This window comes from Promicromonospora iranensis (assembly GCF_028994775.1).
In the GTDB taxonomy this organism is placed as follows: Bacteria; Actinomycetota; Actinomycetes; order Actinomycetales; family Cellulomonadaceae; genus Promicromonospora; species Promicromonospora iranensis_A.
Genome location: NZ_JAJQMN010000006.1, coordinates 398,914 through 418,281 on the forward strand (window position 1 = coordinate 398,914; position 19,368 = coordinate 418,281).

A 19,368-nucleotide genomic window follows, 5' to 3' on the forward strand; every position below is an offset into this window, starting at 1 on the left:
CATCTCACCGACGTAGGTTGACCGCGAACGGCCGGCGGAGCATCAGACCGCCGGACCCACCGCCGTCGGCGTCCCGCCGGCGCTCCGGAGCGGCGCGGTCACGGCACGTCCTGGAACTCGACCTCCGGGTACGCGCCCGACGGACCGTCAAGCAGCGGTGCGTCCTGACCGCGCAGGTGGCGGTCCAGGAACGCGCCCACGTAGGCGTTGGTGATCGTGACGCCTCGGACACCGGCAACGGTGTCCCCGGGCAGCGGCACGCCGAGCTGGTCGAGGAACATCAGCTGGTCGGTGAACGATCCGTGGTTGGCGGTCGGGACCTGGAGCCACAAGCCGGTCACTCCCAGGCGCGCCCGGTTGTCCGGCCAGTCGGTCCCGTCACTGGCGCCCGGCTCGTGCGACGAACTGCCCAGCATGAGGAACGGCCGGCCCGTCCCTGTCTCTGGAAAGTCCACCTGGAACGTGCCGTCCATGTTGACCCCGGCGTCCACGCGCCGGTCGTCGACGATCGCCGCCGCGGCGGCCGAGCCACCGAGCGAGTGTCCGACAACGGCGATGTGCCGTGCGTCGACGGCCGGGCCGTGCCGCCAGAGCCTGCCGTGCGTCAGCTCGTCCAGGATGAAGCTGATGTCGAGGGCTCGCCCTCGCGTGACCCAGGCGCCGACCTCTGCGCTGTTCTCGCGCTCGCAGAGCAGGCAGCCGGCGACGCTGCCGTCGGGGAGCTCCACGGCGCGGGCCTCGTACGTGTGGTCGACGCCGGCTACCACGTACCCGCGGGAGGCGAGGTCCTCGGCGAGCGACGTCAGCGACTCGCGGCTGAGGCCGGCGCCGGGCGACAGCACCACGAGCGGCCGCCGGCCCGGCAACGCCGGGGCCCGGTCGTAGGAGTAGGTCTCGACCGTCGTCAGGATGTCGCGCGGCACCGGCAGGTTCGCGCTCTCGACGATCGCCGCCGAGACCGTCTCCGACGTGTACGCCGCGGGTTCGCCGTACGGCACCGCCGGGTACCAGACGGACACCATGAGCTCGCGACGTTCCTCGGGGCGCCACGGGTCGGCCCGATCGGCGTCGACAAGGTGGATCGGCTTCATGCCGACGGGGAACGGGCCGGTCGGCTCGGGCAGCGAGAGGGTCGGGACGGCGTCGGCGGACGGCACGGTGCCCGACGTCGGGCCGGCCGACGCGCTCGGTGCGGCGACCGCCGCGCAGGCCATGAGTGCCGTGGCGACGAGTGCTGTCGGAACCATGCGTCTACGTGTCTTCATGTCTGGGTTATTTCACGGCGCCGACCCGCAGGCCAAGGGTTCTCGGGCAGTTCCAGGGACGAGCCAGGGAGATCCCTGAACGAACCCCTGTCCAGCGAAAACGCTCGTCCGGACCTGTCCGTTCCCCTAGCCTGGCCCGATGACGCACTCCTATCTCTTCGCCCTGACCGACGGGGGCGGGACGGTCCCTCCTGAGCTCGGTGCGGCGCGACGGCTGGTCGAGCGGGGGCATCGCGTGACGGTCCTGGGCGAGGACTCCATGGCCCCGGAGGTCGCCGCCGCCGGTGCTGCGTTCACACCCTGGCAAGCCGCTCCCAACCGGACCGACCGAAGCCCGGACGGCACGTCCTACCGTGACTGGGAGATCAGGAGCCCGCTCGCTCAGGCCCGCGGGATGGCCGACCACATGCTGGTCGGCCCCGCGGCGGGCCAGGCCCTCGACGTGACGGCGGCCGTCGAGCGGGAGCGGCCCGATCTGGTCGTCACGTCGTTCGTCGCGCTGGGCGCGATGCTCGCCGCCGAGGCGGAGGGCATCTCGTTCGACGTGCTGCTGCCCAACATCTACACCATGCCCGCCCCGGGGATGCCGCCGATGGGCATGGGGTTGCGACCGGCCACCGGGCGCCCGGGCAGGCTCCGGGACCAGCTGGTGAACGGTGCCAGCACGCGTCTCGTCGACAAGTACGTGCTCCCCCGGCTCAATGCCGTGCGCGATGAGTACGGGCTGGCGCCGGTGGACCACACCTGGGACCAGGTGCGCCGAGCTCGGCGTCTGCTGCTCCTGACCAGCCAGGAGTTCGACTTCCCGGCCGAGCTCCCCGCGAACGCACGGTACGTCGGCCCCGTGCTCGACGACCCGGCCTGGGCCGTCGACACCACCTGGTCCGCACCGCCCGGCGACGCTCCCCTGGTCCTCGTCGCGCTCTCGTCGACCTTTCAGGACCAGGCCGCATGCCTGCAGCGCATCATCGACGCTCTCGGCAGCCTCCCGGTCCGCGGGCTGGTCACGACCGGACCGGCGCTCTCGCCGGCCGTGCTGCGCGCACCGTCGAACGTGACCGTCGTCGCCTCCGCGCCGCACCGCGACGTGATGCGTCAGGCCGCTCTCGTCGTGACCCACGGCGGCCACGGCACCCTCATCAAGGCGTTCGCGGCCGGGCTCCCTGCCGTCGTGTTGCACCACGGGCGTGACCAGGCGGACAACGCGATCCGCGTGACCACCAGGGGTGCGGGCGTCGCCGTGCGCCGCACGGCGCCGTCCTCGGCGGTCGCACGCGCCGTCCGGCAGGTCGTGGAGGATCCGGCCTATGCACGGGCGGCAGAGGCGCTCGGCGCGGCAGCACGACGGGACGCCGAGAGCGGGCTCCTCGTCACGGAGCTGGAGCGGCTCACCGACTGATCGTCGGAAGTTCCGCCGAGCAGCTGCGTCCGGTGGATCCCACGCTCAGAACGGCTGCCTGTGGCCGCTGCGCAGCGCTTCCGCCAGGACCGCCCCCTGAGCAGGCTTCCCGTCGACGATGTCCTGGACGTGCGAGCGGAAGCCCGGGCAGGCGGTGATGTCGTGGGCGCGGCACTCGAGCGCATGGCGCGTCATCTCGCGGGACAGCTCCATCTCGGCCATGCGCCGCTCCAGGTCCGCGATGTGCGCCTCGAGGATCACGTGCCGGTCGTACGCGCCCCCGTCGAGCAGCACCCGGATCTGCTCCAGGCTCATGCCCGCCGCCTTGCTGCGCATGATCGTGGCGACACGGAAGGCGTCGTCGGCGTCGTACCGGCGGCGGCCGGCGCCGTCGCGGGCCGGGCTGAGCAGGCCCATGGCCTCCCAGTGGCGCAGCACATGCGTCTCCAGGCCGAACCGCGCGGCGAGGTCGCCGACCGACCAGGCCGACTGGTCTCCGGGCACGAGGGTTGACTTCATGTCGACATGAAGTCACAGGCTGGGCCCTGCCCGCAAGGCCTTACGGGGCCGGACGCCACGACCGGGCGCCGACACCACCTCGCCAGGACAGGAATCCCATGACCTCCGCACCAGCACGCGCCGCACGCCACGCTGCCCGACGTCCAGCCGCTGTGGCGGCCGCCACGCTTTCCCTGCTCCTGGCCGTCGGGCTCGCCGCCTGCACTCCGCAAGCCGACGCCTCGTACGCCGACGACCCTCCGGCGCATGCCGCCGCGACGCAGGACGATCCCGAGTTCCAGGACGGATTCCGGCACGAGTTCGCGACCGTCGACGGCGTCCGGATGCACTACGTGACCGGCGGGAGCGGCACGCCGGTGGTCCTGCTCCACGGCTGGCCGCAGACCTGGTTCAGCTGGTGGTCGATCATGCCGGAGCTCGCCGAGCGGCACACGGTCTACGCCGTCGACCTGCCCGGGCTGGGAGACAGCACCGGGATTCCCGACGGGTACGACAAGGCGACGCTCGCACGATACGTGCACGGCCTGGTCGCCGGCCGGCTCGGGGTGCACGACGCCCAGGTCGTCGGGCACGATCTGGGCGCGGCCGTGGCGTTCCAGTACGCCGCCCAGTTCCCCGAGGACACCGCACGCCTCGGCTACCTCGACCTGCCGCTCCCAGGACCCGCCCTGGACGCGCCCACCTATCGCTCGCTGAGCTGGCACATCGCCCTCCACTCGCAGCCAGAGGTCCCCGAGACGCTGGTCGGTGACGACGTCCGCGAGTACCTGGAGCTGTTCTACCCCCAGGTCGCGTTCGGCGGGACGGCGTTCGGGGGCACCTCGGACCGCACCCCGTTCACCGACGCCGAGGTCGACGAGTACGCGCGGACGTACAGCAGGCCCGACGCCCTGGCCGGCGGCTTCGAGCTCTACCGAGCCCTGGACCAGGACGTGCTCGACACCACGGCGGCGGACCCGGTGGACGCCCCGACCCTGCTCATGTCCGCCGAGGGCCAGATCGACGCGATCCGGGGCACGGCCGCGCCACGCATGACCAACATCGTGCGGGCCGTGGACGTACCGCACGCCGGGCACTGGCTCGTCGAGGAGAATCCCGAGTTCGTCACCACGGAGCTGCTGCGATTCCTCGACGAGTGACGAGTGACGAGTGACGAGCGGCAGCGCGCCGGGGCGTCAGTCCACCAGCACGACGGCGCTGGAGTAACCGTCGACGTCGGGCGGCGTCCAGGCTGGCTCGTCGTCCTCGTCGTCCTCCCCGTCCTCGCCCCCGTCCTCGCCCTCTCCCGGATCGCTGCCGGGGTCCTCGCCGCCCTCCTCGCCGCCCGGCACGCCACCGTCCCGCGGGTCCTCCGGCTCCGGCTCGGTACGGCACAGCCCGTCGATCAGCCAGCCCAGGCCGTCGACGCCCAGGCACAGCCCACCGCGCAGCGTGATGCCCGCCGTCGCCGTCGCCTCCGAGCGGATCTCGGTGCCCGGCACGCTCTCGTCGTGCCGCACCTGGGCGGTCACCTGAAGAAGTTCCGGATCGATGGCGACCTCCCCCAGCAGCTCCGCCCCGTTGCGCTCGGCGTACGCCCGGGCCGCCTCGTTCATCTCCTCCTGGAGGTCCGGGCCGAGCAGGGCCTGCTCGGCGATCCCCCAGAACCCCTCCGGCTCGGAGATCCCGAGGTGCAGCCCGTGCAGCACGCCCAGGTGCTCGTTCCACTCCTGGGCGGCGGCGAGCGCCGCGGCGTCGGCGGCCGTCCCGGCCTGGCGGCGGTCGTTGGTCGCCGAGCCCAGCATCGTGACGACCAGCACCGCGACGGACAGCATGCCGACGGCGATCGGGATCGTCATCACGTGCATCGAGCCGCGCTCCCGGTCGTCGGCCGTCGGCCGCGTCTCGGCCGGTCGGTGAGTCTCGGCCGGTCGGCGTGTCATGGTCACTCCCCCGCCTGGTCGGTGACGGGCACGTCGGTGATGCGGAACCGGTCCGGTCCGTCGACGGTCACGGTGTCCTGCCCGGTGTCCGGCCACACCACGGTGATCGCCGTCGACTGGCCCCGGTCCAGGGTCTGGATCTCCTCGTCCCCGGCCAGCCGGCGCAGCACGAACCCGCCCGACCTCTTCTCGGCCACGTAGTCGAACGGCAGCACCCGCTCCTGCGGGGCGAGCAGGGAGAGGTTGTGCGGCCCGGCCACCTCAGCCAGGGTGCCGAACTTCCGGTCGCCGAACAGGTTGAGGTGGGCGGGGAGGAACCAGGCCGGGTCGACGGCGGTGCCCGTGGCCCGCTCCGCGACGAGCGTGCCGACGATCGCCCCGGGGCGACGCACCATGGACTCGACCTCGACCGTGTACTCACCGCGGTCCGTCGCGATGGTGACGGCGGCGTTCCGCGCCGTCGGGGCGTCGGTCCCCGGGAGATCGTCCCCGGCCTCGGACTCGACCACGAGGTGCCCCTCGAAGTGGATCTCGACGCGCCGGTTGGCGGCCCGCGCCTCGTCGCTCCTCCCCTCCGCGACGGGCTCCGACTCGCCGCGACCCTCCTCGGTCACCGTGAACCCGTCGCCCAGATCGGCGCGCAGGCGCTCGGCGACGGACCGGGCCCGGCGCTCGGACAGGGCCTGGTTGTACGCGTCGGTGTCGACGTCGTCGGTGTGCCCCACGACGTGCACCTCGCCGGCGTCGGCCTGCTCGACGATCGACGCGGCGGCCCGTTCGACCACGCCCCGCGCGGCGCGCGACATCGTGTGCTCGTCGCTCGCGAACAGCACGTCGGAGGCCAGCGTGACGGTCACGTCCTCCTCCTCGGCGGACGTCGCCGAGGAGGCGTCGTACCCCTGGGTGAAGGCGCGCAGCGGCTTCGTCGACGCCTGCTCGACACCGCCGACCTGCTCGACGGCGTCGGCGAAGTCGTCACCTGCCGCGGCGACGGGCAGCGTGACGACGCCGTACCCGGGCAGCAGCACGTCCACCGAGTCACCGGCCGGCGCCGCGAAGACGGCGACGGCGGAGCCGCGCAGCGTCTCGTCACCGGACCCGCGCCCGACCTGCTCGATCAGCGCGGCGGCGGAGCCGTCGTCCGCCGTCGCCACGGGGTGCACGACGCCGGCGGCGGTGTCGACGAGACGGACGCCGCGACCGTCGGTGACCGAGTTGCCGAGCCCGCCCAGGCTGAGCGTGACCGTCGAGAAGCGCAGCGGGTCGTCGCCGGCCGGCTCCGCGGTGAACTCGTACCGCAGCACGGCCAGGTCGCCGTCGACCTCGACCGGGCGCAGGTCGAAGCGCACCCGCGCCTCGTGCCACTCCCGCTCCACGGAGACGACCTCGTCCGGAGGCGTGGTGCCTCCGGACGAGGTGGAAGATGCCGACGCGTCGGGCGGGGACGACGTCACCGCGTCGGTCCGGTCGGGCCCGGTGAGCCCGCAGCCGGCCAGCAGGCCGACGAGACCGACGGCGAGCGCCGCCCGGTGTGCCTGACGCATCCAGTTCCTCCGTCGTGGTTCAGGTGGGCCGTGGCCCTTACTCGCCGCCGCCACCACCTGCGCCGGCGATGTCGTTGACGGCCTCGGTGAGCTGCGTGACGATCGCGTCGCCGACGTCGCTCGCGGCGGCGATGACGATACCGACGACGGCGACCACCAGCAGGACGGCGCCGACGTACTCCACGGTGCCCTGTCCGCGCTCGTCGTCGTGTGCCTGACGTGCCGCACGCTCGACGGTGTCCACGAGCGCGGTCCTGGCCGCGACTGCCTTGTGCATCAGCTTGTTCATGGTGACCTCCACGTTGGTGTCCGGGTGCCGGCCGTGGGCCCTGCGGACCTCGACCACGCCTGCAAACCTACGGAGCCGGGGTGGCCGGTCCCAGGGCGCGGGGACCCGGTGCAGGCCCCTTTCCGCCTGGGCCCTTGGCACTACCGTGGTCCGGGCCCCCGTGGAGCCAGCGCACGATGGCCTGGCTCCGCGTGGTCACGCCGAGCTTGGCGAAGAGGCTGTTCACGTGGTTCTTCACGGTCTTCTCGGAGATGAACAACCGCGCCGCGACCTCGCCGTTCGAGAGGCCCTCGGCCACGAGGTCCATCACCTCGGCCTCGCGCCGCGACAGGAGCTCGCGCACGGACGGTCCCCGGTCGCGCACGGCGGGGGCCACGGCGACCCCGGAGACGACCTGGCTACCGTTCCGGCAGAGCCGGATGGCGTCGACCATCGCCGCCGGCTCCAGCGCACCGTGCACGAGGTAGCCGGCCGCGCCGGCGGCCATCGCCTCGGACACGGTCGCCGGGTCGTCGGTGTGGGTCAGCATCACGACCGTGGCGCCGGACAGCCGGGGCAGCAGCTCCAGCCCGCTCATGCGGGGCATCCGGACGTCCAGCAGCACGACGTCGACCTGGCCGGCGCACACGCACGCCACCGCCTCGTCGGGGTCGCCCGTGTCGATCACGGACGTGACACCAGGTGTCCCGTCCAGCAGCGTCCTCAGACCCATCCGGATGATGGGGTTGTCGTCCACGGCGAGTATCCGCATCAGGCCACCTCAGCTGTCGTCGCGCGGCGGCCCTCGGTCCGTGCCCTTCCGGGGGGCCGCGCCCGGCGGGCGAGCCCGGCCTGGTCCGATGGCGCGGCGGCGGTCCCACCACCGCGTACGCCGCGCCGCTCCCGCGCGGCCTCGCCGGACGGCTCCGTGGGCAGCACGACCCGGACGGTGGTCCCGCCGTCCGGTCCTGGGGTCCACGTGGCCTCGCCGCCGCACAGCTCCGCGCGTTCGCGGACGCCACGCATCCCGTACCGGCCGCTGCCGGGCACCGCGGGACCGAGCCCCGTGCCGTCGTCGGAGACCACCAGCTCGACGATGTCGTCCGCCGCCGACACGACCAGCCCCACCCGGGAGGCGTGCGCGTGCTTGCGCACGTTCTCCAGCAGCTCGGTCACCATGGCCCGGACGTGCCGGGCACGGCCCCCTCCGGCCACCCGGTCGACCTCGGGAGCGATGTCGACGGCGGTAGGGATCCCCGTGCGCTCGGTCCACCGCCGGGCGACCTCGGTCACCAGGGCCGCCACACCGTCGGGGTCGTCGCGCAGCTCGCCGAGGGCGCGGCGGGTGTGGTCGTGCGTCGTCCGGACGGCGGCGCCCAGGTCGCGCGCCAGCCCGACCGTGCCCGGCGCCGCGCCCTCCCGTTCCAGCCGGTCGGCCAGACCGCGCGTGGCCAGGGCGAGCCCCGCCAGGTCGCCCGCCACCGTGTCGTGCAGGTCGCGGGCCAGGCTCAGCCGTTCGGCCAGGGCGGCCTGGTCGGCGCGGGCGGCCGCGAGCTGGGCCGACTGGACGGCCTGGCGGCGCAGCCGGCGGCCCAGGTGGGTGCCGGTCCAGGCCATGATGACGGTGAGCGCCGCACCGGCCGCGCCGGTGATCAGGCCGCGCCAGCCGTCGCTGTACGCGGTGAGCTGGTACAGGCACAGGGGCACCGCCATCAGGAGCGCGAGCCGCAGGCCGGCGAACAGGCCCCACAGTGCGGCGGTGGCAGCGGCGTACACCGCCATGAGCGGCGACCCGGCCAGCGGCAGCAGCGCGATCACGGCGACGGCGGTGTCGCCCGCCAGCAGGATCCCGTTGCGGGCGTAGAACCGGCCCCGGGTGTCCCAGTTCAGCGCGGGCACGAACGAGAACGGCGCCGCGAGCACCACCAGGAACACGCCGAGCCAGCCCGCGCCGTCGAGCAGGGCCAGCACCAGCGCGAACGCCAGGATCACCAGCCGAACCTGGCACAGCAGACGCACCGCGGGCCCGATGGCGCGCTGCGTCAGCGCGTCCATCGCGCGGGGCGGGCTCAGCCGCTCAGAAAAGCCCACCGAGCACCCCCGCGTTCGCGACGAGCACAGCCGACACGATCAGGATCAGCGCACCCGGCAGGATCGTCATCGTCACCGCGAGCGACACCATGGGCACCGCGCGCGCCGCACGCTGACGCACGTTCTCGGCGTGCTCGCGGCGCACGTCCGACGCGATGCCCGTCAGGGCGTCCGCCAGCGGCACGCCGAGCTCCTCGGCCTGCAGCAGCGCCGTCACGAACGTGCCGACCGCGGCGGACCGGCTGCGCTCGCGCAGCGCCACGAAGGTCTGCCGCCGGGACGCGCCGACGTTCATCTCCTGCAGCGCGGTGCGCATCTCGGCGGCCAGCGCACCGCCGTGGAACTCGCACACCCGCTCCAGGGCCTGGCGGAAGCCCAGCCCGGCCGTCACGGTCACGGCGAGCACGTCGAGGAAGTCGGGCAGCTCGGCGTCGATCTGCCGCCGCCGCTTGCCGGCCTCGGTGTACAGCCACAGGCGCATCCACCCGCACAGCACCACGGCCATCGGCACGCCGACCGTCCAGAGGTCCTGCAGCGTGAACAGCAGTCCGAAGACCACGCCGAACACCACGAGCCCTGCCTCGCGCCGCACGAACATCGTCAGGGTGACGCCCTCGGGACGACCCGCGCGGCGGATGACGGTGTCGAGCCGCTGCAGCCGCTGCCGCCCGTGCAGCCGCACCGCCAGCGGGAGCAGCGGCGCGCCCACGCTGTCGAGCACGGCGACGAACCCGCGCTGCCGCGGCTCCTCCTCCGGCGCGTACTCCGCCTCGACGTCCTCCAGGCCGGTGCTGGTCAGCAGCCGCCCGGCGACCATCCCCAGCACCGCCAGCAGCGCGGCGCCCGCCGCGATCAGCAGCTCCAGCACGTCACACCTCCACCCTCGACAGCCGGCGGACCAGCAGGTACCCGATGGTGAACAGCCCGGTCGCGACGAGCAGGACCACCTGGCCGGCGAAGTTGGTGATCATCTCGTCCACCACGCCGGGGCTGAAGGCGTTCATCAGCGCCACCGCGCCGAACGCCAGGAAGATCACCGTGTACCCCGAGAACTGGGCCCCCATCGTCGACGTCACCACCTCCCGCCGCAGCCGCCGCCGCTCCTCCAGCGTCTGCCCGATCCCCGCCAGGGCCGTCACCAGCTCACCACCCGAGCGCCCTTGGATCGCCAGGGTCTGCACCAGCACCGACAGCTCCCGGGAGGGCAGCCGTTCGGTGAGGCTCGCCAGGGCGTCCTGGAGGGACCGGCCCACCGCCATCTCGGCGCCGATCTGTGCCACCTCGGACGCCGCGGGCTCGGTCATCTCCTCCGCCGCCATCTCCAGCGACCGGCGCACCGCGAGGCCCGCCGACGCGCCGTTGGCCAGCAGCCGGGCCAGCTCCGGCAGCTGCGCCACGAACCTGTCCACGCGCTGCTTGCGCCGTCGGTCCAGCCAGCGCCGGGCGCCCACCGCAACGATCAGCACCGCGAGCGCCGCCGTCGCCCAGCCGAAGAGCGGCAGGACGACCAGACCCGCCGCGACCGCCGCGGCGCACGACCCGCTGAGGAACAGGGAGGGCGACCATGCCGGCAGGCCGGCCCCGGCCAGGAGCGCCACGAGGCGCTGCCCCCACCGGACGCGGACCAGCCGTTCGTCGAGCCGGGCGAAGACGGGCACGCCGGGCGGCTGGTCCAGGTCGGCGGTCTCGACCATGCGGCGTTCGGTCTCGGCGTTGCTGACCATGGTCGCCACCGTGGCGGCGGCCATCAGCAGGGTCAGGAGCAGGCCGAACGCGATGAGCAGGAACGTCATCTGACCTCACCACTGGTCTCGTCCGGCACGGCCATCGGGGCCGAGGCCACCGTGGGTGCCGTCTCGCCCGCCCGGTGCAGCCGGTCCAGCAGCTCCGGCGGCGGGGCGGCGGCGACGAACCGGCCCGTCACGGAGCGGTCGGGGCCGATGAGGTCGGGGACGAACTCCATCAGCGGGGTCAGCGCGTACTCCTCGCGCCGCTGCGAGGTGACCGCCTGCACCTCGGTGACCCGGCGGGACCCGTCCTGCGCCCGCTCCAGGTGCACCACCAGGTCGATCGCCGAGTTGATCTGGTCGCGCAGGGTCGCCGCGGGCAGGTCGAGCTCGCTCATCGACGCGAGCGTCTCCAGCCGGCCCAGCGCGTCCCGCGCCGTGTTCGCGTGCACGGTGGCCACCGAGCCGTCGTGGCCGGTGTTCATCGCCTGCAGCATGTCCAGCGTCTCGCCGCCGCGTACCTCGCCCACGATGATGCGGTCGGGGCGCATGCGCAGCGCGTTGCGCACCAGGTCACGAATGGCGACGGCGCCCCGGCCCTCCACGTTCGCCGGACGGGACTCCAGCCGCACCACGTGCCCCTGCTGGAGGGACAGCTCGGCGGCGTCCTCGATCGTGACGATCCGCTCGTGGTCCGGGATGAGGCCGGACAGCGCGTTCAGGAACGTCGTCTTGCCGGAGCCCGTCCCGCCGGACACCACGATGTTCAGCCGCGCCCGCACGCACGCGCCCAGCAGGCTCGCCGTGGTCAGGTCCAGCGTGCCGCGGTCCACCAGCTCGCCCATCCGGAACGGCGTCGGGAACCGGCGGATCGTCAGGGTGGGCCCGTCCAGGGCCAGCGGCGGGATGATCACGTTCACGCGCTCGCCGCTGGGCAGCCGCGCGTCCACCATCGGCGAGGACTCGTCCACGCGGCGGTTGACCTGCGAGACGATGCGGTCGATCGTCTGGTACAGCTGCTCGACGGACGCGAACCGCGCGTGGACCCGCTCGACCTTGCCGTAGCGCTCGACGAACACGTCCTGCGGCCCGTTCACCATGATCTCGGTGACGGACTCGTCGGCGAGCAGCGGTTCCAGCACACCCAGCCCGAGTGCGTCGTCGGTGATCCGCTGCACCAGCGCGCTGCGCTCGCGCGCCGACAGCACAGGTCCGTCGACGGAGAGGATCCGGGACAGGACCCGCTCCAGCCGCACGCGCCGCTGGGACGGCGAGAGCCGGGCGAGCTCGTCGACGTCGATCTCTTCCAGCAGCCGCTCGCGGTACACCTTCGCGAGGTCGTTGTCCTCGTCGTGCCGCTGGTCGGCGGCCAGCCGGTCACGTAGCGCCATGTCGGTCCTCCACCAAGATCAGTCCTCCACCGGGAACGCGGCGGTCCGGGTCAGTGCGACGTCGACGATCTCCATGCCCGCGAGGCCCAGCGGCGCCGACACCTCGACCCGCACGCGTGCGGTCCCGTCGTCGACGTCGGGGGTCTTGTCCACCAGGTTCAGCCCGTCGGGGATCGTCAGCTCCACGGCCGCCTCCCAGTCCTGGCCCAGGCTCAGGGCGCGGGCCCCGTTGCGGGCAGCCTCCTGCGCGATCGACGCGGTCTGCGCCACGGTGATGCCCTGGATCGCCAGGAGCGCCACGAGCAGCATCGCGAACACCAGGCCGACCAGCTCGACGGACGCCTGCCCGCACTCACGGCGGGACTGCCCGGGCACCTCAACCCTCCCGGAACACGACGGCCGAGGAGGACGCCGACAGGTCGACGCCGGGCAGGATCGTCGAGACCGTCACCCGCACGCTCACGGTCTCGGGCGACACCTCGATGTCGGACGGGGCGACGGCGGAACGGAAGGCGTCCGGCAGGCGCTCGCGCACGTCGTCCCGCACTTGGTCGACGACGCCGTCGCGGGGCCGGCCGCCGTCGTCGTAGTACCCCATGACCCCGACCGTCCGCGCGCCCTCCTGCGCCGCGGCCCGTGCCGCCAGCAGGCCTGACGCCCACCCGATGCCCTGCACGCAGAGCATGAGCGCCATGAGCACCAGCAAGATCACCACGGGCAGCTCGACGGTGGACTGGCCCGCCTCGGGGTCAGCGCCCTTGCGCCGGCCCTTCCGGCGGGACGACCCGGTGACCAGAGACTCCACTTCCGTGGGACCGTCAGCACCGCCCGCCTGGGTGGAGCTCTGCTCCGTCCGGAGCGCGGCGACGCCGACCTTGGCCACCGCCGTGTGCACGGCGGTCGGCGTCTCCAGCAGCGTCGCGGTGTTGACCGCGCCGGAGAACGCGGGACCGCCGTCGGGCACGGTGAACGCGACCGGGCGCTCCACGATCCGCTCCACCAGCGCGGGCGTCACCTCGTCGCGCGAGGTGCGGCGGTTGAGCACCAGCTCCACCGCCGACGGGCGCCGGATCGCCAGCCTGTCCCACTGCGCCAGGCTGCGGCGTGCGGCCCGCAGCGCCGGGAGGTCCGGCGTGGTGACCAGCAGCACCCGGTCCGCGAACTCCAGGGCCGTGGCCCGCGGCTCGTCCAGGTGGGTGCCCACGTCGATCACCGCGAGGCCGGACTCGAACCGCAGGGCGCTCACGACGGACCTGGCCGCCGCCGCCGTCATCTCCTCGCCGCGCTCGCCCTCGCTCGGGGCGGGCAGCAGCCGCAGGCCTCCGGGCACCTCGTACGTGGTCTCCCGCAGCATGCGCCCGGTGATCTCGCCCTCCACCGCGGCGAGGTCCACCACCGAGCGGCGGGTACGGACCCCCGTGTAGGCGGTGAGGTCGCCCGCGCCGAGGTCGAGGTCCACGAGCACGGTGTCGCCGGCGCGCCCCGCCCGGGCGAGCAGCAGGGCCAGCACCGACGTGCCGACGCCGCCCTTCGCCCCGGCGATCGCCACGACCTGGCCACTGCGGCCGCCGTTGCGCTCCGCGGCGATCGAGGCGCGGGCCATGGCGGACCACGACGCCACGGCCTCGAGGCGGGTCAGCACCTCCTCCAGCCCCGCGTTCCGGGCGATCACCGAGCGCGCCCCGACCTCCATCGCGGCGGCCATGGCCCGGCTCATCTCGGCCGGGCCATGGGCGTCCACGACCATGACGATGCCGGTGAGCGGCGTGGCCAGACCGACGGCGCGGGCCACCGCGTGCCCGTGCCCGTCGTCGGCGGCCTCGTCGACGACCACGATCCCGATGTCCGGCTGCCGGTCCAGCGCGGTCAGCACGCCCGCGCCGTCGGACACCGCCGCGGCGAGCTCGAAGTCGTCGGACTCGGCGAACACGTGGCCGAGGTGGTCCCTGACCTCGAGCGACGGCGTCGCGAGCAGCACCTTGGTCGCCATGCTCAGCCCTGTCCCTTCGGGGTCGATCCGTCGTAGACGCGCTGCTCGGCCGGGAGCATGTCCTCGTCACCCGCACCCCGCAGGGCGAGGCGCAGCTTCACCGAGAAGGACTCGACGTACGCGAGCGTCAGCGCGTCCTCGGTGCTCAGCGCGAACGTCACCGGCAGGCCGCTGCTGGTGGACAGGTCGTCCGGGTCCTCCAGCGTCCGCGGCAGGCCGACCTCGAGGACCAGCACGTTCGAGACCCACACCCGGGAGACCGGCTTCACGTCACCGGTGCCACCCATGGTGGCGATGATGTCGACGTGGTCGCCGGGCGCCACCTTGCCGGCCACGCCCGTCTCGGCGTCCACGATGATCGCCACCTCGCGGAACCCTGGTTGCACGCCCGGCCGCTCGACCAGCATGCCGTCCTGCAGCAACGAGCCCTTCTCGTAGTCGGTCGCCGCCACCAGGTCGTCGACGTCCGCCACGTCCCGCAACGCGCTCCGCGGCACCCAGCGCTCCGGGACCGTCACCCGGTCCAGCATGGACCCGTCGATGGACTCCAGGGCATCCACCGACCGGTTGAGCTGGAGCACGGTCACCATGGGCCCCACCTGGGAGCTCACGGTCCTGACGTAGGAGAGGACGCCGACGAAGACGGCGACCGCGAGGATCGAGGTGACGACGAGGAAGAACACTCCCCGGCGCTGACGCGGGTTCAACTGATCGCTCCCTGGGGGTCGGGCTGGGTGTCGGGCAGGGTGTCGGGCTGGATGGCGGGCCGTCCCGCACGGGACAGGTCGCCCCGGTCGGTTCGCACCGCTCGGGGACGGCGCTCCCCGATGTCGCAGAAGATGCAGGCCGCGGTGACGGCGCGGCCGCAGGCGTCGCACGCGCCCCACAGGTACGAGCGGGACAGGGCGGTCGTGACCGCCGCGCCCAGCGAGCCGTCGATCGTCGACGCTTCCAGCCAGCGCGCCGCGGGCCAGCCGTCTCCGACGCCGGTCAGCTGGGTGTCCGGCGTACGGGGCAGCAGCTCGCCGTCCTCCACCCGCACCACTGGCCGGGCGGAGCGGGCGACGACGAGCGTGTCGCCGCCGTCCGGCACCCCGAAGCTCCCGCGGAACCGGCTGACCGTGCCCCTGCCGACGTCGACCACGAACGCCGTTCCGGGCAGGTAGCTGCCCGCGTGCTGGCGGAAGGTGGGCGCGGGGCGGTGCAGCGAGGCGACGCTCGACACGAGGGCTCGCGTCGTGGTGCGGGCGAGCACCTCGTCGGCCACCGCGCGGGCGGACGACGCGGTCAGGCCCGACGCCGAGATGCCCGCCAGCATCACGGCCCACGCCGTGCAGGGGGCGTCGACGTGCAGCACCCCCACCCGTTCCGCCCCGAGCACCAGGCGGGCGGCCCGGGCGACCTTCCGGGCCTGCTCGTCCCGCGTGGCGAGCACCACGTCGTCGGCCGGGAGCTCGGCCACGGCGTCGACGACTGCACCCAGCGCGCGGTCCGTCCGATGTACGGCCGGGTGCACACCCTCCGGCCCACCGATCGCGATGACCTGCAAAGACGTTCCTCTCCTCGAACGGCCCGAAAGCAGCCACGAGCAACTCGCTGCCGCGATCCTCACACCCGAATGGCGCAAATCACCTCATATTGGCCATGGCTTGGGGAAGAGTTCCCAAGCCGTTCACCAAGGCGGGTGAAACTCGTTTCCAGGCCGGTAGCCACCACCGAGGGGAGCATCACCGTGCAGCAGGTCAGGCTCGTGGTGGACGAACGTCCCGTCGCCGAGGCCGTCGTCGCCGACACCGTCCTCACCCGAGCGCGCGGGCTGCTGTTCCGACGCGTGCTGCCGGAGGCCCTGCTGCTGCGGCCGTGCACATCGGTGCACGGCGCGTGGATGCGGGTACCGCTCGACGTCGCCCTGCTCTCCGCGGACCTGCGGGTCGTGCACACGCAGGTGCTGCGCCCGTGGGGCATGACCGCGCCCCGCAGAGGGGTCGCCCAGGTGCTGGAGGCGCCGGCCGGGAGCTTCGCCCGCTGGGGGCTGCGGCCGGACAGCCAGGTCGCCCTGGTCCAGGAGTAGCGCGCCGGCCGGGTCATGGCACCCCGTCGCCGCGCCCCGCGTCGCCGCGGCGACGCGGCGCTACGGCGACTGCGGGCCCCGGGACTGGTCACCAGGCCAACCTAGGGAGCAGAACCGCAGGTCACGACGGTCCGGCGACCCAACTGTGCGCCCAGAACGGGTAGGCCCCCGGGCCCATCGCCGCATCATCTCGTCCGCTGTGCGGCGCCCGCACCTCACTTCTGCTTGAACTTCACGACCTTGGTCTCGGGGTCGTAGTCGTAGCTGCCGCTGAAGCCCCAGTTGATCCAGCCGCCGTCGCCCTTGTTCTTGACCGTGCCGGAGTTCATGGCGATCACGTCCATGCCGTCGACGGTGGCCAGGTGCACGAACCCGAACAGGTTGCTGAAGGAGAACTTCTCGAAGTCCTTGACGACCAGGATGTTCTTGTCAGGGAACGCCTTGCCGTACTCGTCCAGCAGGGAGCGCACCCGCTCGGCACGGTCGCCGGGCACGTCGCCGCCGTAGTCGGTGCCGGGGTAGGTGCCCTCGGTGTACATCGGCGACTCGTTGTCCACGTACTGCGCACCGGTGTCATGCCGGGAGTCGACGCGGCTGGTGGGCGGGTCGGAGAAGGAGTTGCTGTAGTAGCCGTCGGGCATCTTGAAGTCCTTCGCCCGGCACTGCGGAGCGGGGGACGTGGTCTGCCTGTTGCCGTCGACGTCGGTCACCTCGAACGACGACTCCGACAGCGTGCGGTTCTCGTCGACCGTCGTCCAGTCGACCTTGAACAGGTCCAGGCCCTGCCACTTGAGGCCGGCCCCGCCGCTCGCGGTGACCCGGTCCACGTCATAGGTGAGCTCGCGGACGTTGGCGTAGTCCTCGGCGACCTCGTACAGCTCGCCGCCCGCCTCGTCCTCGCCGTTGATCTCGACGTCACCCTTGATGAGGTTGCCCTCGCGGTCGCGGGGGAACATCCGGTCGATCTTGGAGCCGAGCTTTTCGCGAAGCTCCGGGTACTGGTTGAAGTCGATGATCAGCTCGCGCCTGGAGGCCGTGCCCTCCTCCCCCTGGTTGCTGTACCCGCCGGTGAGCTTGAAGCCGTAGGGCAGCACGACGTCGACGTCGACGCCGGCCTTGTAGAGGGTCTTCAGCACCTGGTCGTCCATGGCGATGATGAGGCGGGACAGCTCGCCGTCCTTGTTCCACAGCACCGAGGTGCTGGTGGTGCCCCTCCACTCGGCGCCGACCTGCCCCTTACCCTTGCCCGCGCCGTTGCTGTTCTTGGTGAACGGCTGCTTGCCGGACAGCTCGGCGCCGATCAGGAACCCGCCGATGTCCGACGACGTGTAGGTCGCCTGCCGGCTGCCGTCGGACCACCGCCTGTCCTCGATCTGGACCTCGCCCTCGTAGCCGCCCTCGACCTGCCCCTTCAGCGAGGTAGCGCCGGTCTGCGGACCCCATTTCAGACCGCCCTTGAGCTTCACCTTCCTGATGTCGCTGTCGGCCTCGGCCAGCTCGTGGTGCTCGGGCTCCTGGCCCCGGAGCTCCTCGGCCTGCTCAAAGTAGGGGTTCTTGCCACAGCCGCCGGTCCACTGCTGCATCGCTCCGGAGCAGCTGTTCATCTTGCCGTTGACGTCGTCGTACTTCTTGTACCAGTCGATCCAGTCCTGGGCCTTCTGCATGTCCGTGAACTCGTAGGTCTTGTCCTTCGAGTAGCCCGTGATGCCGGCGATGTCGAACGCCACGGGCGTGCCGCCCACGTCGCTCCCGCTGACCCCGGCCCCCATCTCGACACCGCGCAGGACGTGGATGCGGATGCGCCCGTCGCCGAGCTTCTCGATCAGGGTGCCGTTGTTGTTGCCCCATCGGAAGAAGAGGAACTGGATGTTCTCGCTCTCCACGTGACCAGTCGCCTCAACCACGCACGGCGGCTCCATGCTGGTGTAGCGCGTGGTGATGCAGTTGGCCAGCTCGCCCGAGCGGGCCGCGCGCTCCTTGCCGGGCGCGGCGTCCTCGTAGGCCTTCCACTCCTTCTCGCAGCCCTTGGGCACGGGCAGCTCGCGGCAGCCCACCTGCACCTTGGGCGGTGCGTCCTCGTCGAACTCCCCGCTGGTCGGCATGGCGTTGGCGCAGCTCTTGTCGTTCGGGTCGTCCTTCGGCCCGCCGCGGCCGTCGAGCACGCAGTCGACGAAGTCCTGGATCTCGCTCCCCCGGTACACCTGGTTGCCGGCACCACGCTCGGCGTGGCCCTCAGGCAGGTTCTCCGTGAAGCAGTTGGTCGGGCCGGGGTACCAGACGCAGTTGATCTGCACCACGGAGGTGTCCGAGTCCGAGTCGGGGTTGTCCACCACGTCGAAGGTGACGTCGGTCTTGCAGTCGCCCGACGGCGGGCTGAACCCGTCACCCGGCGTGTCGCCACCACCGGGGCCGTCGGGCGCGCCAACCACCTCGCCGCAGGGCATCGCCCCCTCCTCCTTGATGATGGGGTCGACCGCGCACAGCAGCTGGTCCCTGACGTCCGCCGCGACCGGCGTCGCCGCGGCGAACACGACGCCGACCACGAGCAGGAGCAGACCGATGACGGCCACGTACTCGGTCATCGCCTGCCCGGCCTCGCCGTCACGGCGCGGCCGGGCAGAGCGCGGCGTCAACGTGCCGCGACGGCGGGTCCGGGGGTCGATGCTGGTCACCCAGCCAACCTAGAGAGCGACGCCGCAGGCCACGACGGCCCAGCGACCCAACTGTGCACCCAAGGCGAGTGGGCCCTCGGACCTGTTCGGACCCGCCTGCGCCGGCGTCCCGCGCAATATCACGGGCGAGCCCGGGCCACCTCCTCGCGCTGAGAGTGGGAGCACGTACCGCTCTTTCGTATGCTGAGCACGCCGTGTCAGGCGCACAGGATTGCATTCAGGGGCAATCCGGATAAATGCCGCGCGGGCAATAGATGCCTATGTCCTTTATGCCCGGACGGCCACGTCTCCTGGCCACGGCTCTTCGGGTGATCTCCAGAAGGAAAGCACGCAAGCGTGCGCAACAGAGGGAGGGAGGGCCGCGTGACCACCATCGGGGGCCAGGACGCCGACGACTGGGTCGTGCATCGGCCCAACGTCGTGCGTTCGGTCGCTGCCCGCGTCCCCGGGATCGACGCCGAGGAAGCCACCAGCCGAGCGCTGGAGAAGATGGTCCGCATCGTGTCCAC

General features: G+C 72.6%; 18 protein-coding genes. 3 read left to right on the forward strand and 15 right to left on the reverse strand.

What is annotated here, in order from left to right:
• Positions 1–98: 98 nt before the first annotated feature.
• Complete coding sequence (locus LUU90_RS13920) at positions 99–1,265, reverse strand: alpha/beta hydrolase family protein (RefSeq protein ID WP_275004020.1); 1,167 nt, start codon at positions 1,263–1,265, stop codon at positions 99–101.
• Positions 1,266–1,404: 139 nt separating this feature from the next.
• Between LUU90_RS13920 and LUU90_RS13925 the strand changes: the two genes are divergently transcribed.
• A complete protein-coding gene (locus LUU90_RS13925; protein WP_275004021.1) occupies positions 1,405–2,664 on the forward strand; it encodes a nucleotide disphospho-sugar-binding domain-containing protein in 1,260 nt (419 codons plus the stop codon).
• Between the two features lie 45 nt (positions 2,665–2,709).
• Here the strand turns inward: LUU90_RS13925 and LUU90_RS13930 are convergent, their stop codons facing one another.
• Positions 2,710–3,183: a MerR family transcriptional regulator gene (locus tag LUU90_RS13930; protein ID WP_275004022.1), complete on the reverse strand. Its 474-nt coding sequence runs from the start codon at positions 3,181–3,183 to the stop codon at positions 2,710–2,712.
• Between the two features lie 98 nt (positions 3,184–3,281).
• On the opposite strand from LUU90_RS13930, the gene LUU90_RS13935 reads away from it, so the two are divergent.
• Positions 3,282–4,322 (forward strand): alpha/beta fold hydrolase, encoded by a 1,041-nt coding sequence (locus tag LUU90_RS13935; protein ID WP_275004023.1) that lies wholly within the window; start codon positions 3,282–3,284, stop codon positions 4,320–4,322.
• A 36-nt stretch (positions 4,323–4,358) separates the two neighbouring features.
• Here LUU90_RS13935 and LUU90_RS13940 read toward each other — a convergent pair whose 3' ends face one another.
• Genes LUU90_RS13940 through LUU90_RS13995 form a run of 12 tightly spaced genes read right to left on the reverse strand, consistent with a single transcriptional unit; the run spans position 4,359 to position 15,665 of the window.
• Positions 4,359–5,105 (reverse strand): pilus assembly protein TadG-related protein, encoded by a 747-nt coding sequence (locus tag LUU90_RS13940; protein ID WP_275004024.1) that lies wholly within the window; start codon positions 5,103–5,105, stop codon positions 4,359–4,361.
• A gap of 2 nt (positions 5,106–5,107) precedes the next feature.
• Positions 5,108–6,649 carry an OmpA family protein gene (locus LUU90_RS13945; protein WP_275004025.1) on the reverse strand — a complete coding sequence of 514 codons (1,542 nt, stop codon included), beginning with the start codon at positions 6,647–6,649 and terminating at the stop codon, positions 5,108–5,110.
• Positions 6,650–6,686: 37 nt separating this feature from the next.
• Positions 6,687–6,995, reverse strand: coding sequence for a hypothetical protein (locus LUU90_RS13950; protein ID WP_275004026.1), 309 nt, complete (start codon positions 6,993–6,995; stop codon positions 6,687–6,689).
• 10 nt (positions 6,996–7,005) lie between these two features.
• Entirely contained in the window at positions 7,006–7,689 is a 684-nt protein-coding gene (locus tag LUU90_RS13955) for a response regulator (protein WP_275004027.1), read from the reverse strand.
• A complete protein-coding gene (locus tag LUU90_RS13960; RefSeq protein ID WP_275004028.1) occupies positions 7,689–9,008 on the reverse strand; it encodes a sensor histidine kinase in 1,320 nt (439 codons plus the stop codon). Before LUU90_RS13960 ends, LUU90_RS13955 begins: the two co-directional genes overlap by 1 nt.
• Positions 8,995–9,876, reverse strand: a complete 882-nt coding sequence (locus tag LUU90_RS13965) for a type II secretion system F family protein (RefSeq protein ID WP_275004029.1) — start codon at positions 9,874–9,876, stop codon at positions 8,995–8,997. Before LUU90_RS13965 ends, LUU90_RS13960 begins: the two co-directional genes overlap by 14 nt.
• 1 nt (position 9,877) lies before the next feature.
• The gene (locus LUU90_RS13970) at positions 9,878–10,801 is read right to left on the reverse strand and encodes a type II secretion system F family protein (RefSeq protein WP_275004030.1); all 924 of its coding nucleotides are present in this window, start codon (positions 10,799–10,801) and stop codon (positions 9,878–9,880) included.
• Positions 10,798–12,126, reverse strand: a complete 1,329-nt coding sequence (locus tag LUU90_RS13975; RefSeq protein WP_275004031.1) for a CpaF family protein — start codon at positions 12,124–12,126, stop codon at positions 10,798–10,800. The genes LUU90_RS13970 and LUU90_RS13975 overlap by 4 nt, the downstream gene beginning before the upstream one ends.
• A gap of 18 nt (positions 12,127–12,144) precedes the next feature.
• Positions 12,145–12,501, reverse strand: coding sequence for a TadE/TadG family type IV pilus assembly protein (locus tag LUU90_RS13980; RefSeq protein WP_275004032.1), 357 nt, complete (start codon positions 12,499–12,501; stop codon positions 12,145–12,147).
• 1 nt (position 12,502) lies between these two features.
• Positions 12,503–14,116 (reverse strand): hypothetical protein, encoded by a 1,614-nt coding sequence (locus LUU90_RS13985; protein WP_275004033.1) that lies wholly within the window; start codon positions 14,114–14,116, stop codon positions 12,503–12,505.
• A 2-nt stretch (positions 14,117–14,118) separates the two neighbouring features.
• A complete protein-coding gene (cpaB, locus tag LUU90_RS13990) occupies positions 14,119–14,823 on the reverse strand; it encodes a Flp pilus assembly protein CpaB (RefSeq protein WP_275004034.1) in 705 nt (234 codons plus the stop codon).
• Positions 14,820–15,665, reverse strand: a complete 846-nt coding sequence (locus LUU90_RS13995; protein WP_275004035.1) for a hypothetical protein — start codon at positions 15,663–15,665, stop codon at positions 14,820–14,822. Before LUU90_RS13995 ends, cpaB begins: the two co-directional genes overlap by 4 nt.
• A 183-nt stretch (positions 15,666–15,848) precedes the next feature.
• Between LUU90_RS13995 and LUU90_RS14000 the strand changes: the two genes are divergently transcribed.
• Positions 15,849–16,187, forward strand: a complete 339-nt coding sequence (locus LUU90_RS14000) for a DUF192 domain-containing protein (RefSeq protein WP_275004036.1) — start codon at positions 15,849–15,851, stop codon at positions 16,185–16,187.
• A gap of 215 nt (positions 16,188–16,402) precedes the next feature.
• Here LUU90_RS14000 and LUU90_RS14005 read toward each other — a convergent pair whose 3' ends face one another.
• Positions 16,403–18,859, reverse strand: coding sequence for a hypothetical protein (locus LUU90_RS14005; protein WP_275004037.1), 2,457 nt, complete (start codon positions 18,857–18,859; stop codon positions 16,403–16,405).
• Positions 18,860–19,368: the final 509 nt, after the last annotated feature.